Origin of the sequence: Rhodosalinus sp. FB01, from assembly GCF_041365715.1 — a bacterium.
Taxonomy (GTDB): Bacteria; Pseudomonadota; Alphaproteobacteria; order Rhodobacterales; family Rhodobacteraceae; genus Rhodosalinus.
Window position 1 is genome coordinate 110130 of the sequence record NZ_JBGFSH010000008.1, and the last position, 13596, is coordinate 123725.

Annotated in this window: 9 protein-coding genes and 1 pseudogene; 6 read left to right on the forward strand and 4 right to left on the reverse strand. The window is 68.8% G+C overall.

What is annotated here, in order from left to right; translation table 11 throughout:
* Nucleotides 1–53: 53 nt before the first annotated feature.
* The 4 genes and pseudogenes from AB6A65_RS12665 to bchF form a co-directional block, all read right to left on the reverse strand.
* Nucleotides 54–3626, reverse strand: coding sequence for a magnesium chelatase subunit H (locus AB6A65_RS12665; RefSeq protein WP_371038751.1), 3573 nt, complete (start codon nt 3624–3626; stop codon nt 54–56).
* Entirely contained in the window at nt 3616–5211 is a 1596-nt protein-coding gene (bchB, locus tag AB6A65_RS12670) for a ferredoxin:protochlorophyllide reductase (ATP-dependent) subunit B (RefSeq protein WP_371038752.1), read from the reverse strand. Before bchB ends, AB6A65_RS12665 begins: the two co-directional genes overlap by 11 nt.
* Nucleotides 5208–6494: pseudogene (locus AB6A65_RS12675) on the reverse strand (ferredoxin:protochlorophyllide reductase (ATP-dependent) subunit N). Before AB6A65_RS12675 ends, bchB begins: the two are co-directional and overlap by 4 nt.
* Complete coding sequence (gene bchF, locus AB6A65_RS12680; RefSeq protein WP_371038753.1) at nt 6491–6997, reverse strand: 2-vinyl bacteriochlorophyllide hydratase; 507 nt, start codon at nt 6995–6997, stop codon at nt 6491–6493. Before bchF ends, AB6A65_RS12675 begins: the two are co-directional and overlap by 4 nt.
* Nucleotides 6998–7147: 150 nt before the next feature.
* Between bchF and AB6A65_RS12685 the strand changes: the two genes are divergently transcribed.
* The 6 genes from AB6A65_RS12685 to AB6A65_RS12710 are packed head-to-tail and all read left to right on the forward strand — an operon-like array spanning nt 7148 to nt 13589.
* Nucleotides 7148–8158 (forward strand): B12-binding domain-containing protein, encoded by a 1011-nt coding sequence (locus tag AB6A65_RS12685; RefSeq protein ID WP_371038754.1) that lies wholly within the window; start codon nt 7148–7150, stop codon nt 8156–8158.
* A gap of 36 nt (nt 8159–8194) precedes the next feature.
* Complete coding sequence (gene ppsR, locus AB6A65_RS12690; RefSeq protein WP_371038755.1) at nt 8195–9628, forward strand: transcriptional regulator PpsR; 1434 nt, start codon at nt 8195–8197, stop codon at nt 9626–9628.
* A 57-nt stretch (nt 9629–9685) separates the two neighbouring features.
* Nucleotides 9686–10597, forward strand: a complete 912-nt coding sequence (chlG, locus tag AB6A65_RS12695) for a chlorophyll synthase ChlG (RefSeq protein ID WP_371038756.1) — start codon at nt 9686–9688, stop codon at nt 10595–10597.
* A complete protein-coding gene (locus AB6A65_RS12700; protein ID WP_371038757.1) occupies nt 10594–11883 on the forward strand; it encodes a BCD family MFS transporter in 1290 nt (429 codons plus the stop codon). The genes chlG and AB6A65_RS12700 overlap by 4 nt, the downstream gene beginning before the upstream one ends.
* A 3-nt stretch (nt 11884–11886) precedes the next feature.
* Nucleotides 11887–13065, forward strand: a complete 1179-nt coding sequence (locus tag AB6A65_RS12705; RefSeq protein WP_371038758.1) for a geranylgeranyl diphosphate reductase — start codon at nt 11887–11889, stop codon at nt 13063–13065.
* Nucleotides 13062–13589, forward strand: coding sequence for an isopentenyl-diphosphate Delta-isomerase (locus AB6A65_RS12710; RefSeq protein WP_371038759.1), 528 nt, complete (start codon nt 13062–13064; stop codon nt 13587–13589). The genes AB6A65_RS12705 and AB6A65_RS12710 overlap by 4 nt, the downstream gene beginning before the upstream one ends.
* Nucleotides 13590–13596 lie beyond the last annotated feature (7 nt).

A 13596-nucleotide genomic window follows, 5' to 3' on the forward strand; every position in this document is an offset into this window, starting at 1 on the left:
AAGGCCGAGGGGGCAGCGCCCCCTGGCAACCGTGCCGTATGCGCAGGCCCCGCTCATTCCGCCGCGATCCCTTCCATCCGGTCCTCCAGCGCGTCGGCCGCGTCCTGCAGCGCCGCGAGCGTCGCCGCGTCGGGCTGCCAGTAGGCGCGGTCCGCGGCCTCGAGCAGCCGGTTCGCCATCCGGCTCGACGCCGTCGGGTTCAGATCCGCCAGCCGCTGCCGCATCCCCGCATCCAGCACGAACGTCTCCGAGATCCGCTGGTAGACCCAGGGCTCCACGGCCCCGGTCGTGGCCGACCAGCCCAACGTGTTGGTCACCTGCGCCTCGATCTGGCGCACGCCCTCGGCGCCGTGGCTCAGGAGCGCCTCGTAGAATTTCGGGTTGAGCGAGCGCGAGCGCGTCTCGAGCGACACCTGGTCGGCCAGCGTGCGGACCTTGCCGGTCCCGCGCGTGGTGTCGGAAATGTAGACCTTGGCCTCCTGCCCGCCGCGCGCGCGCTTCACCGCCCGGCTGATGCCGCCCAGCGTGTCGAAGTAATGATCGACCGTGGTCACCCCCAGCTCGACGGATTCGAGGTTCTGGTAGGCAAGCTCCACGTCCCTCAGCGCCTCCCCCAGAAGCTCGCCCTGCGGCGCGGCCTTGCCGTCGCGGCCATAGGCGAAGCTCTTGCGGGCCTGGTAGGCGTCGGCCAGCTCGTCCTCGTCGCCGAAGGCGGAGCTGTCCACGAGCTGGTTCACGTTCGAGCCGTAGGCGCCCTCGGCGTTGGAGAAGACGCGCAGGCTGGCGGTCTCCATGTCGCAGCCGATCTTCTCGGCATAGGCCAGCGCATTGGCGCGCACGAAGTTCATCTCGGCGGGTTCGTCGGCGGTGGCGGCCTTCCAGGCGGCCTCCGCCAGCATCCGGGTCTGCAGCGGCAGCAGGTCTCGGAAGATGCCCGAAAGCGTCATGATCACGTCGATGCGAGGGCGTCCCAGCTCTTCCAGCGGGATGAGATCGGCGCCCGCGAGCCGCCCGAAACTGTCGAAGCGGGGCCGCGCCCCGAGAAGCGCCAGCGCCTGGGCGAGCGGCCCGCCGTCGGACTTGATGTTGTCGGACCCCCACAGCACGACCGCGATGCTCCGGGGCACCTCCTCGTGGGTCGCAAGCAGGACCTCGGCCTGCCTGGCCCCCTCCCGGCAGGCGAATTCGGTCGGCATCCGGAAGGGATCGAAGGCGTGGATGTTCCGCCCCGTCGGCAGCACGTCGGTGGAGCGGATCAGGTCGCCGCCGGGCACCGGCGCGGTGTAGCGCGCCTCGAGCGCGTTGAGGATCGCGGGAATCTCGTGGTCGCCGCCGATAAGCTCGGCCACCCGCGCCCGGGTCTCCTCGTCCAGGTCCTCGATGAGCGCGAGGTAGTCGGCCTTCTGCGCCTCGGTCATCGGCCGGCCGAGCACATGCAGCCCCTCGGGAATGAGCGCGTCCTCGGTCTCCAGCAGCTTCAGCCACAGCGCCTCGGCCGGCTGGCCGCCCATGTCCACCGCCTCCGCCTGCTCGGCGATCAGCGTCTCGAGTTCGGCGCGCGAGGGGTCGTCCCCGGCCATCGCGCGCCAGCGCGTGAGCGAGTCCTTGAGTTCGGACAGCCCCTTGTAGAGGCCCGACGCGGCCAGCGCCGGGGTCAGGTGCGTGATCGTCACCGCGCCGGACCGGCGCTTGGCGAGGCTCGCCTCCGACGGGTTGTTCGAGGCGTAGAGGTAGATGTTCGGCATCTCGCCGATCAGGCGGTCGGGCCAGTCCATCGCGCCCATTCCCGCCTGCTTGCCCGGCATGAACTCCAGCGCGCCGTGCATCCCGAAATGCAGGATGGCGTCGGCCTCGTAGGTGTTGCGCAGCCAGAGGTAGAAGGTGACGAAGGCGTGCGTCGGCGCAAAGCCCTTCTCGAAGAGCAGGCGCATCGGATCGCCCTCGTAGCCGAAGGCGGGCTGGATACCCACGAAGACGTTGCCGAACTGGTGGCCCAGCACGAAGACGCCGCGCCCGTCCGACTGGATCTTGCCCGGCGCCGGGCCCCACACGGCCTCGATCACCTTCAGCGGCGGGGTGTTGCGGACGATCTCGTCGGCGCTGACATAGGCCGCGACATTCGCCTCCTGCCCGTATTGCCGGGCGTTGCCCTCCAGCACCGCCGCGCGCAGCGCCTCGACGCTTTCGGGCGGATCGAGGTCGTAGCCGGCCGCGGCCATGCGGTGCAGCGTGTTGTAGAGGCTCTCCCATACGGCGAGGTAGGCGGCGGTGCCCACGGCGCCGGCGTTCGGCGGGAAGCCGAAGAGAACGACGCCCACCTTCTTCTCGGCGTTCTGCTTGCGCCGCAGGCGGATCTGGCGCTCCACCCGCTCGGCGAGGCTGTCGATGCGCTCGTGGCAGGGCGCCATGTCGCGGCTCTCCTGCTCGACGTGGCAGGCGTAGCGGCAGCCCTGGCAGGGCTCGGTCCCGTGCCGGCCCGCGAAGACGCAGGGGTTCGTCGCGCCGTCCAGTTCGGGCAGCGCGATCAGCATGGCCGTCTCGATCGGGCCGAGGCCCTGCGCGGAGGAGGCCCATTGCGCCAGCGTCTGGAATTCCAGCGGATGCGCGGCGAGATAGGGCACGTCGAGCGCCTTCAGAACGCCCACCGCCGCCTCGCTGTCGTTGTAGGCGGGCCCGCCCACGAGGCTGAAGCCCGTGAGCGAAAGCAGCGTGTCGATCGTGGCGCCGGCCTCGTCGCGGAAGACCTTCTCGATCGCGGGCCGCCCGTCGAGCCCCCCCGCGAAGGCCGGCAGAACGCGCAGCCCCTTCGCTTCCAGCGCCCGGATCACCGCGTCGTAATGCGCGGTGTCGCCCGAAAGGACGTAGCTGCGCATCATCAGAAGACCGACGGTGCCGCGCGCGCCCTGCGGCGCGGGCATCTCTGCGGGATCCTCGGTGATGCGGCCGGGAAGATCGGGGTGATAAAGCCCCGTGTCGGGATACTCCACCGGGGCCGGGGCCTCGCCGCCGCGCCACGCCTCGTGGCGGCAGTCGCGCGAGATCAGGAAGCGCATCAGCGACTCGATGTTGTCGTCCGACCCGCCGAGCCAGTACTGCATCACCAGGAACCAGGCGCGCAGGTCCTGCGCCTTGCCCGGGATGAAGCGCAGGATCTTCGGCAGGCGCCGCAGCATCCGCATCTTGCTCTCGCCCGAATCCGACGAGGGTTTGGACGAACCGCGCAGCCGCTTGATCAGCTTGCGCACGCCGCTGTCGGGCGCGGCCATGTCGAGTGTGCCCATCCGCGTCAGCTTGACGATCTGCGCGTCGGCGATCACGCCCGCCATCGCGTCGCAGTGATCCCGCCGGGCCTGAAGATGCGGCAGGATCGGCTTCACGTGCTCCTCGAGGAACAGCAGGTTGGCGATCACGATGTCCGCGCTTTCGACCGCCTCGACCGCGCGCTCGAAAGCGCCGGGCGTCTCGCCCCACTCGGCCGCCGCGTGGAGGGACACCGACAGCCCCGGAAACTCGTGCGACAGCCGCTCGGCGACCCGGTCGCAGGCGCTCGCCGCGTGGGAATCGAGCGTGATGATCGTCACGCGGTAGCCGGGCATCCGGCCCTTGATCATCCCGTCATCGCGCATAGTGAGCCTTCGCCTCGTAGAGGGTGTCGACGTCGATCTCGGCCACCCCGCGCTCGCGCGCGAAGGCCTCGGTGTTGCGCTTGGCCTTGCCGCGCACGAAGAAGGGGATCTTCTTGAGCTCCTTTTCCGCCGCGGGCCGCCAGACGATCTCGATGCCGCCCGACGTCGCGCCCGGCCCTTCTTCTTGGACAGAAATACTCCGGGGGGCGTCCGGCGCAGCCGGACGGGGGGCAGCGCCCCCCTCTTGCACCGTCGCCGCCGGGCGCCGTGCCGGGGAATGCGCCGCGTGATGCGACGGCCCCGCCTCGTCGTGGAACTCGAAATCCTCGCGGAACATGTGCAGCAGGTGCTCCTCGAGGCCCATGACCAGCGGGTGCACCCAGGTGTCGAAGATCACGTTCGCGCCCTCGAAGCCCATCTGGGGCGAATAGCGGGCGGGGAAGTCCTGAACATGCACGGGCGCTGAGATCACGGCGCAGGGAATGCCGAGGCGCTTGCCGATATGGCGCTCCATCTGCGTGCCGAGGATCATCTCGGGCGCGGCGGCCTCGATGGCGGCCTCGACCTCGAGATAGTCGTCGGTGACCGTGGCCTCGACGCCGTACTCCTTGGCCACGCGGCGGATGTTGCGGGCCTGCTCGCGGTTGTAGCAGCCCAGGCCCACCACCTCGAAGCCCATCTCGTCCCGCGCGATGCGCGCCGCCGCGGCGACATGGGTGCCGTCGCCGAAAAGGAAGACGCGCTTGCCGGTAAGGTAGGTCGAATCGACGCTCGCCGAATACCACGGCAGGCGCAGGCGGTTTTCGTCGGCGCGGACGGGCAGGCCGGTGATGTCGCTCACCTCCTGCAGGAAATCGCGTGTCGCGCCCACGCCGATCGGCACCGTCTTCGTGAAGGGCAGGCCGAGTTCGCGCTCCATCCAGCGCGCGGCGCTTTCGGCGGTCTCGGGATACATCAGCACGTTGAAATGCGCCGCGCCCAGCCGCGTGAGGTCCTCGGGCGTGGCGCCCATGGGGCCGACGACGTTCACGCCGATGCCCATTTCCTCCAGATGCCGCGTCACCTCGACGATGTCGTCGCGGTGGCGGAAGCCGAGCGCCGTGGGCCCGATCAGGTTGGCGGTGATCTCTTCGGTCTTCTCCACCGGGCGCGCGAGCGCCTTCACCAGCTGGAAGAAGGTCTCGTCACAGCCGAAGTTTTCCTTGCGCTGGTAGCTTGGCAACTCCAGCGGCACGATCGGCACCGGCATGCCCATCGTCTCGGCCATGCCGCCGGGGTCGTCCTGGATGAGCTCCGCGGTGCAGGAGGCGCCGACGATCATCGCCTGCGGCCGGAAACGGTCGTAGGCGTCCTGGCAGGCGGTCTTGAAGAGGTCCGCGGTGTCGCTGCCCAGGTCGCGCGCTTGGAAGGTGGTGTAGGTGACCGGCGGGCGGTGATCGCGCCGCTCGATCATGGTGAACAGCAGATCGGCATAGGTGTCGCCCTGCGGCGCGTGCAGCACGTAGTGCAGCCGGCTCATGCCCGTCGCGACGCGCATCGCGCCGACATGGGGCGGGCCTTCGTAGGTCCAGACCGAGAGCTTCATTCCGCGGCCTCCAGCTTCAGCAGGTCGTGCCGGCGGATCGGGCGCGAGAAGAGCCCGGCCAGATCGCCCGCCTGTTCGTAGAAATGCACCGGCGTGAAGACGAGCTCGATCGCCCACTTCGTCGTGAGCCCTTCCGCCTCCAGCGGATTGGCGAGGCCCAGGCCGCAGACCGTGAGGTCGGGGCGCGCGGCGCGCACGCGGTCGAGCTGCAGGTCCACATCCTGCCCCTCCGAGAGCACCGGACCCTCGGCGAGCAGGTCGAGGTCGACCCCGACCACCTGCTTGTTGATGTAGGGCGCGCCCACCTCCACCGCGTCCATCCCGCATTCGCGCGTCAGGAAGCGCGCGAGCGGGATCTCGAGCTGGCTGTCGGGGAAGAAGAAGACGGAGCGCCCGTTCAGGACCTCGGCCGCCTGGGCGACGGCCTTGCGCGCGCGGGCGCGCGGCGCGGCCGTGACCTCCTCGAAGCGCTCATCCGACACGCCGAACTCGGCCGCGACGGCGCGCAGCCACGCGGTCGTGCCCTCTTCGCCGAAGGGGAAGGGCGCGGGCAGATGCCGCGCGCCGCGGCGTTCGAGGCATTACAGCGTTTCGCCCAGGAAGGGTTGCGTCAGCGCGACGACAGTGTTCGGCCCGACCGCCACCTGGTCGCTCGCCCGCGCGGCGGGCAGCACGGTGACCGGCCCGACGCCGAGCTTGTCCAGCAGGTCGCGCGCCTGGTCCTCGACCACGTCGGGCAGCGCCCCCACCAGCATGAGCTGGCGCGCATCGGTTTCAGGCAGCACGGGCACCATCGAGGCGAGGCAGGCGTCCTCTCCCTCGGTGAAGGTCGTCTCGATCCCCGAGCCGGAGTAGTTCAGCACCCGCACCCGCGGGGCATGGCGCTGCGTGAGCCGTTCGGCCGCGCGCGCGAGGTCGAGCTTGATGACCTCCGACGGGCAGGAGCCCACGAGGAAAAGCTGGCGGATGTCGGGCCGGCGCGACAGCAGGCGCTCCACCTCGCGCTCGAGCTCCGCGTGCGCGTCCGCGAGACCCGCGAGATCCTGCTCCTCGAGGATCGCGGTACCGAAACGCGGCTCTGCGAAGATCATCACGCCCGCGGCGGACTGCAGAAGATGCGCGCAGGTGCGCGAGCCGACCACGAGGAAGAAGGCGTCCTGCATCTTGCGGTGCAGCCAGATGATTCCCGTCAGACCGCAGAACACCTCGCGCTGGCCGCGCTCCTTGAGAATCGGCGCGGTCCGGCATCCGGCGGCGGGCGGCGGGGCGAAATTACGGGTCATGCGGCCTCCCGCGCTGCAGCGGCATCGGCGGCCTGCGCTCCGAGGCGCGCCATGCGAAGTTTCCAGAGGAACTGGCCGGCGTTGACGACGTAGGCGGCGTAGGCCGCCAGCGCGATCGCCATCTCCGCGTTCGCGGAAAAGCCGCCCGACCAGACCATGTAGAGATAGGCGGTGTGCAAGGCGATCACCGCGAAGGAAAACACGTCTTCCCAGAAGAAGGCGGGCGCGAAAAGATACTGGCCGAAAACGACTTTTTCCCAGATCGCGCCGGTCACCATGATCGTGTAGAGCACGCCGGTCTTGATCACGACGGACCATGTCGCGGCCGCGTAACCCTCGCCGGTCAGAAGGAAGCGCAGGACGAGGGCGAGCGACACGAGAAACACCAGGAACTGCAGCGGCGCGAGCACGCCCTGGACCGGCGTCCAGATGGTGGAATCGCGGCGGGCGCGCTGCTCCGGGGTGTAAAGCAGGGGCGCGCCGGAGCTTGGCTGTGTCTGCATGTGCGGCGCCATCGGTCCTCCGCGGTTTCCAGTGTGCTTGGATGGATGCTACGGGGCCGGGCGCGAAAGTGTCAATAATAATTTACACCTTGGCGACCCCCAGACTGTCAGTTTTATCCGACTCACACCCCATGCGGCCATGAAACTCCGTTGTTTTTGATTTCCAAACGAAAGCACCTGAAATTTCGGAAAAATTTTTTGTGGCAAAAACAGGGCGCTACGCCATCGCGCGGGCGCGATGTGTCACGATCGTTTGACAGCGTTGGCGAGCAGTACGCACTGTTTTCGACAGGATCGGCCGGGCGGGTTGCCGGCGAGGATCCCTTGCGCCTGCTGACGGAGGACAGAATGCATCCCGTATCCAACAATCTGGAGTGCGCGCGCGAAGACGAGCGGAACTCGGGCACGACCATCGAGGCGCTGGCAGAGTCCGCGATCCGCCTGCTGGCCGAATCCCGACAGGAAACCGCGCCGGACAGCATCGACGGGTGGGTCGAGCGTCTTTGCGACGCGCTGCTCGCCGAGGTCGAGACCTCTCATCAACGCACGATCACCTCGCTTGTCGCGAGCGGCTTCAGCACCGACACGATCCACGACGTGATCATCCCGCGCGCGGCGGCGCGTCTCGGCGATCGCTGGGTCCGCGACGAGGTAAGCTTCGTGGACGTCACCACGGGCACCGCACGGCTTCAGCGCATCCTTCGCGACCGCCGCGCCTCCGGCCCGCTTCCCGCCCCGGCCCAGGCCGCGCCGCAGACGCTGGCGATTCTCGTCGTCGTGCCGGAGTTCGAAAACCACGCGCTTGGCGCCTTCGTCGCGGCCGACCAGTTCAACCGGCTGGGCCACCGTGTGCGGATGGCGATCGGCGGCCACCCCGATGAGCTTGCCGGGCAGATCGCGGCGGGCGGTTTCGACATGATCGGCGTAAGCTGCGCGACCGACCGCGCCGTGGACCGCGTGGGAGCGTTGATCGGCCACCTCCGCGCGGCGTGCGGATCGCTTCCGCCAGTCGTGGTGGGCGGCCAGGCCGTGGGCCATGTGCCCGATTTGCTGGCAAGATGCGGCGCCGATCATGCTGCGATGACGACACAGGGCGCGATCGAGGCCTGTGGCCTTGTTGCATCCCGGGTCGAACCACTATCTATGGAGCAGTCGTCATGAACACGGGGTTCATGGCGCAGCGATAGGAAGGACGCCGTGACCAAGCAGGGACGGATGCATGAACGGGTACGCGTCGGCGTACTACCCGCGCCGTCCCGCGTCGAGCGCATCATCGAGCAGTTCGCCGACATCGCGGTGGCAATCGACAGGACCGGCAAGGTCAAGGGCATCTCGGTCAGCCCCGACAGCCCCTATCTCGGCTGCCTCGACCATTGGGTGGGCCGCGATTTCCGGGACTTCCTCTCCGAGGACAGCAGGGCCAAGTTCGAAGATCGCATGGCGACGGTCCTGTCGGACCGCGATGCGATCGTGCGACCGATGGAGCTCAACCACGTCGACAACGCGAACTGGGAATTTCCCATTCGCTACACGCTCCACGACACCGGCGAAGACAACGGCATCCTGCTTCTGGGGCGCGACATGCAGCCCTTCGCGGATCTGCAGCAACGCCTTGTGCGCGAGCAGATGGCGCGGGAACGCGACCTCGAGCGGTTCCGCGGCGTGGAGACGCGGTATCGCGTCGTGTTCGATGCTGCCGCCACACCCATGATCACCGTGGATCCCGAGTCCGGGCGTGCGATCGACATGAACCGTGCCGCGATGGATCTGCTGGGCGTGAAGACCGACAACCTGAGCGCCAGCGCCCTGGCCCAGTGCTTCGAGGGCCGGCGCAAGGGCGAGTTCGGCGAGAGCCTGAAGACCGCCGCGGCATCCGAACACGGCACCGGCGTTCCGGCCGTGGTGCGCCGCACCGCCCGCGACGTGCGGCTCCTTCCCGAGTTCTTCCGGGCCTCCGGCGAGGTGTCGATGCTGGTCCGGATCGAGGCCCTGTCGGACGAGGAGGGAACCGGGCGCGAGCTTGCCCGTAGCCTCGCCCGGCTTTACGAGTATACGCCGGACGCGATCGTGCTGACGGACGCCAAGGGCGTGATCCGCGAGGCCAACGAGGGGTTCCTGCGCCTGACCGACGCGGCGCAGCAGCGCGACGTGGAAGGGCGTTCCATCGCGGATTTCCTCGCCCGCGGCTCGGTCGACATGAAGCTCATTCTCGAAGCGCTCGAGAAGACCGGCAAGATCAAGGGGTACGCGGCACAACTCGAAAGCGTCGTCGGCATGCGCGCGACCGTCGAGCTTTCGGCCGCCAGGCTTCGCGGCCGCGTGGACCGGGGCATCGGCTTCATCCTCCGTGACGTGACGACGTCCCAGCCGCGCGGCATCGCCGAGGCCGGCGCCGCCGTCAGCGACGAGGCCATGCAGAACGTGATGGACCTCGTGGGCACCGCGTCGCTCAAGGAACTCGTCGGCGCGACGACCGACGTCGTGGAAAAGCTCTGCATCGAGACGGCGATCCGCCTGACCGACAACAACCGCGTGGCCGCGGCCGAGATGCTCGGCCTGTCCCGGCAAAGCCTCTACGTGAAGCTCCGCAAATACGGCCTCATCGACAGCAGCAACGACCCCGACGAATAAAGCGCGACAGGCAAGAAAACCCTTTCGCGACTCTCGATTGTATAGTTTACTTGACACATGAGTGTCTTGGAAAACTTACAGTCCGAGCGTCGGCTGCCTGAACCCGGGGCGGTTCTGACGCTTCTGAAACCGATCACCTGGTTTCCGCCGATGTGGGCCTACCTGTGCGGCCTCGTCTCGGTCGGCGCGAACCCTTTCGACAGTCTGGGCCTCGTGCTGCTCGGCGTGGTGCTGGCCGGCCCGCTCGTCTGCGGGATGAGCCAGGCCGCGAACGACTGGTGCGACCGCGAGGTCGACGCCATCAACGAACCGGACCGCCCGATCCCCTCGGGGCGCATTCCCGGCCGCTGGGGCCTCTGGATAGCGCTCGCGATGTCGGCGCTGGCGCTCGTCGTCGGCTGGCAGCTGGGCCCCTGGGGATTCGGCGCGACGGTGGTGGGCGTCATCGCCGCCTGGGCCTATTCGGCCGAGCCGGTGCGGCTGAAGCGGTCTGGCATCGCCGGGCCGGGCCTTGTCGGCCTCTCCTACGAAACGCTGCCGTGGTTCACCGGCGCGGCCGTCCTTTCGGCGGGCGCGCCCTCGCCCGAGATCGTGACCATCGCCCTGCTCTACGGCGTTGGCGCGCACGGCATCATGACCCTGAACGATTTCAAGGCGCTGGAAGGCGACCGTCAGACCGGGGTCGAATCGCTGCCGGTCGTTCTGGGCCCGGAACGCGCGGCCCGGGTCGCGGCATGGGTGATGATCCTGCCGCAGATCGTGGTGTTCACGCTGCTCGCCGGCTGGGGCCGCGAATGGCACGCGGCGGCGATCGCGGTGCTGATCCTCGGACAGATCTGGGCGGCGCAAGTGATGATGCGCGACCCGAAGGGCAAGGCGCCATGGTTCAACGGCACGGGCGTGGCGATGTATGTCTCGGGCATGATGATCGCGGCCTTCGCGCTTCGCGTGCTGGGAGGTGCGGGATGACGCTGTCCTGGCTATCGATCTTCCGGCTGGGGCTCGTGCAGATGAGCCTCGGCGCGATCGTGGTGCTCACGACCTCCACCCTCAACCGCCTGATGGTCGTCGAACTGGCGCTGCCCGCGGTGCTGCCGGGCCTTCTGGTCGCATTGCATTACGGCATCCAGATCACGCGCCCGAACTGGGGCTTCCTGTCGGACGCGGGCGGCAACCGGACGCTCTTCATCGTGGGCGGCATGGCGGTCCTCGCGGCCGGCGGCTTCGGGGCGGCCTGGGGCGTCGTCCTTCTGGACACGAGCTTCGCACTCGGCCTTTCGGTGTCGATCCTCGCCTATGCGCTGATCGGGATCGGCGTCGGCGCCTCGGGCACCTCGCTGCTCGCCCTGCTCGCCACCGCCACGGCGCCGCCCCGCCGCGCCGCGGCGGCCACGATCACCTGGCTGATGATGATTCTCGGCATCGCCGTGACCGCGGGGACGGTGGGCGCCTTCCTGGAGCCTTACAGCCACGCGCTCCTGCTGCGCATCGTCGCCGTCGTGACCTGCAGCGCGGTCCTTCTCACCCTGGTCTCCGTCTGGGGGATCGAGCGTCGCGTCGCGGCGCAGCCGTCGCATGACGAGATGAGCTTTCGCGAGGGCCTGCGCGAGGTATGGGGTGAGCCTCATGCCCGCAATTTCACGATCTTCGTCTTCCTGTCCATGACCGCCTATTTCATGCAGGAACTGATCCTCGAACCCTTCGCCGGCCTCGTCTTCGGGCTGACGCCGGGACAGTCCACCACGCTGTCGGGCGCGCAGAACGGCGGCGTGTTTCTGGGCATGCTGCTCGTGGGCATTGCCGCGACCGGTTTCCGGCTTGGAAGTCTTCGCAGCTGGGTCATCGCGGGCTGCCTCGGCTCGGCGGCAAGCCTCATCGTCATCGCCACCGCGGGCAGTCTCGGGCTTCGGCCGCTGCTGATGCCCGCCGTCGTGGCGCTGGGCTTTTTCAACGGGGTGTTCGCGGTGGCCGCCATCGGCTCCATGATGGCGCTTGCGGGCCGCGGCCGCGAAACGCGCGAAGGCACGCGCATGGGCCTCTGGGGTGCGGCGCAGGCCATCGCGGCGGGCTTCGGCGGGCTGGCCGGCGCGGCCGGCGCCGACCTGATGCGCCGCCTCTTCGACAGCGAGGCGACCGCCTTCGGCGCCGTCTTCCTGGCCGAGGCCACTCTTTTCCTCGTGGCGGCGCTGATGGCGCTCCGCGTGATCGAAACCACCCGCGCCGGACGTGGCGCGGCGCTGATGCCGGGAGAATGAAAGATGTATGATGTCGTCGTCGTGGGGGCTGGCCCCTCGGGTGCCACAGCCGCGGAAGACCTCGCCCGCGAGGGCCGCAAGGTCGCCTTCATCGACCGCGAGGGGCGCATAAAACCCTGCGGCGGCGCGATCCCGCCGCGCGCGATCCGGGATTTCGACATTCCCGAGGACCAGCTCGTGGCCAAGATCACCACGGCGCGGATGATTTCGCCCACCGGCCGCCAGGTCGACATCCCGATCGAGAACGGCTTCGTCGGCATGGTCGACCGGGAGCATTTCGACGCCTTCCTTCGCGACCGCGCGGAGGCCGCGGGCGCGGATCGCTACCGCGGCACGTTCACGAAGATCGAGCGCGACGAGACGGGCACGCATGTCGTCTTCCGCGACAAGGAGACGGGCGAGACCCGGCGGCTGACCACGACGCTGGTGATCGGCGCGGACGGCGCGCGTTCCGGCGTGGCGCGGCAGGAAGTGCCGGGCGGCGACAAGATCCCCTACGTGATCGCCTATCACGAGATCATCGAGGCGCCCGGCAAGATCGGCAGCTACGACCCCGAGCGCTGCGACGTCGTCTATGACGGGCGCATCTCGCCCGATTTCTACGGCTGGGTGTTCCCCCACGGCAAGTCGGCGAGCGTCGGCATGGGCAGCATGGTGAAGGAGGTGGACGTGAAGCAGGCCACCGCCGATTTGCGCGCGGCCTCCGGCCTTGCCGATTGCCCGACCATCCGGAAGGAGGGCGCGCCCATCCCGCTCAAGCCACTCGACCGCTGGGACAACGGCCGCGACGTGGTGCTTGCCGGCGACGCGGCGGGCGTCGTCGCACCCTCCTCGGGAGAGGGGATCTTCTATGCCATGATGGGCGGGCGCGTCGCCGCCGCGGCCGCCGCCGCGACGCTGACCTCGGGCCAGACCGCCAAGCTCAAGCTCGCCCGGCACCTCTTCATGCGCGAGCACAAGAGCGTCTTCAAGATCCTCGGCGTGATGCAGGACGCCTATTACCGCTCCGATGCGCGGCGGGAACGCTTCGTCTCGCTGTGCCACGACGTGGACGTGCAGCGCTTGACCTTCGAGGCCTACATGAACAAGGAACTCGTGAAATCCCGCCCGCTCGCCCATATAAAGATCGGGCTGAAGAACCTCGCCCACCTCTCCGGGATCGTCAGGGAAACCTATACATGAGCCTCACCGTCCCCGCCTGGGTCAACGGCGCGCTTACGCCGGTCGAGAAGCTGGAGGCGCATCGCCGCGGGCTGCGGCACAAGGCGGTGTCGGTCTTCGTGATGCACGGCGACGAGGTCCTGCTCCAGCGCCGGGCGCTCGGGAAATATCACACGCCTGGGCTCTGGGCGAATTCCTGCTGCACGCATCCGGGCTGGGACGAGGCGCCGCAGGACTGCGCGCGCCGCCGCCTGCATGAAGAACTCGGCAGCGAGGGATTGCCGCTGACCTATCGCGGACAGCTGGAATACCGCGCGCCGGTGGGCGGGAACCTTATCGAACACGAGGTCGTGGACGTCTTCGTCGCCCGGGCCGGGCGCCGTATCGCGCCGGCACCGGACCCAGAGGAGGTCATGGCGACGCGCTCGCTTCCGCTCTCCACGCTCGGGGAGGAGGTCTCGCGCGACGCCGACCGGTTCACGCGCTGGCTCCGGATCTACCTGGAGCGGCACCGGGCGGAGATCTTCGGCCGCGTGATGGCCTAGCCGCGCG

Excerpts from the sequence above, each read along its gene's own strand:
- AB6A65_RS12665 (WP_371038751.1), bottom strand. The coding sequence starts at position 3,626 with ATGCGCGATGACGGGATGATCAAGGGCCGGATGCCCGGCTACCGCGTG.
- bchB (WP_371038752.1), bottom strand. The coding sequence starts at position 5,211 with ATGAAGCTCTCGGTCTGGACCTACGAAGGCCCGCCCCATGTCGGCGCG.
- bchF (WP_371038753.1), bottom strand. The coding sequence starts at position 6,997 with ATGCAGACACAGCCAAGCTCCGGCGCGCCCCTGCTTTACACCCCGGAG.
- chlG (WP_371038756.1), top strand. The coding sequence starts at position 9,686 with ATGAGTGTCTTGGAAAACTTACAGTCCGAGCGTCGGCTGCCTGAACCC.
- AB6A65_RS12700 (WP_371038757.1), top strand. The coding sequence starts at position 10,594 with ATGACGCTGTCCTGGCTATCGATCTTCCGGCTGGGGCTCGTGCAGATG.
- AB6A65_RS12705 (WP_371038758.1), top strand. The coding sequence starts at position 11,887 with ATGTATGATGTCGTCGTCGTGGGGGCTGGCCCCTCGGGTGCCACAGCC.
- AB6A65_RS12710 (WP_371038759.1), top strand. The coding sequence starts at position 13,062 with ATGAGCCTCACCGTCCCCGCCTGGGTCAACGGCGCGCTTACGCCGGTC.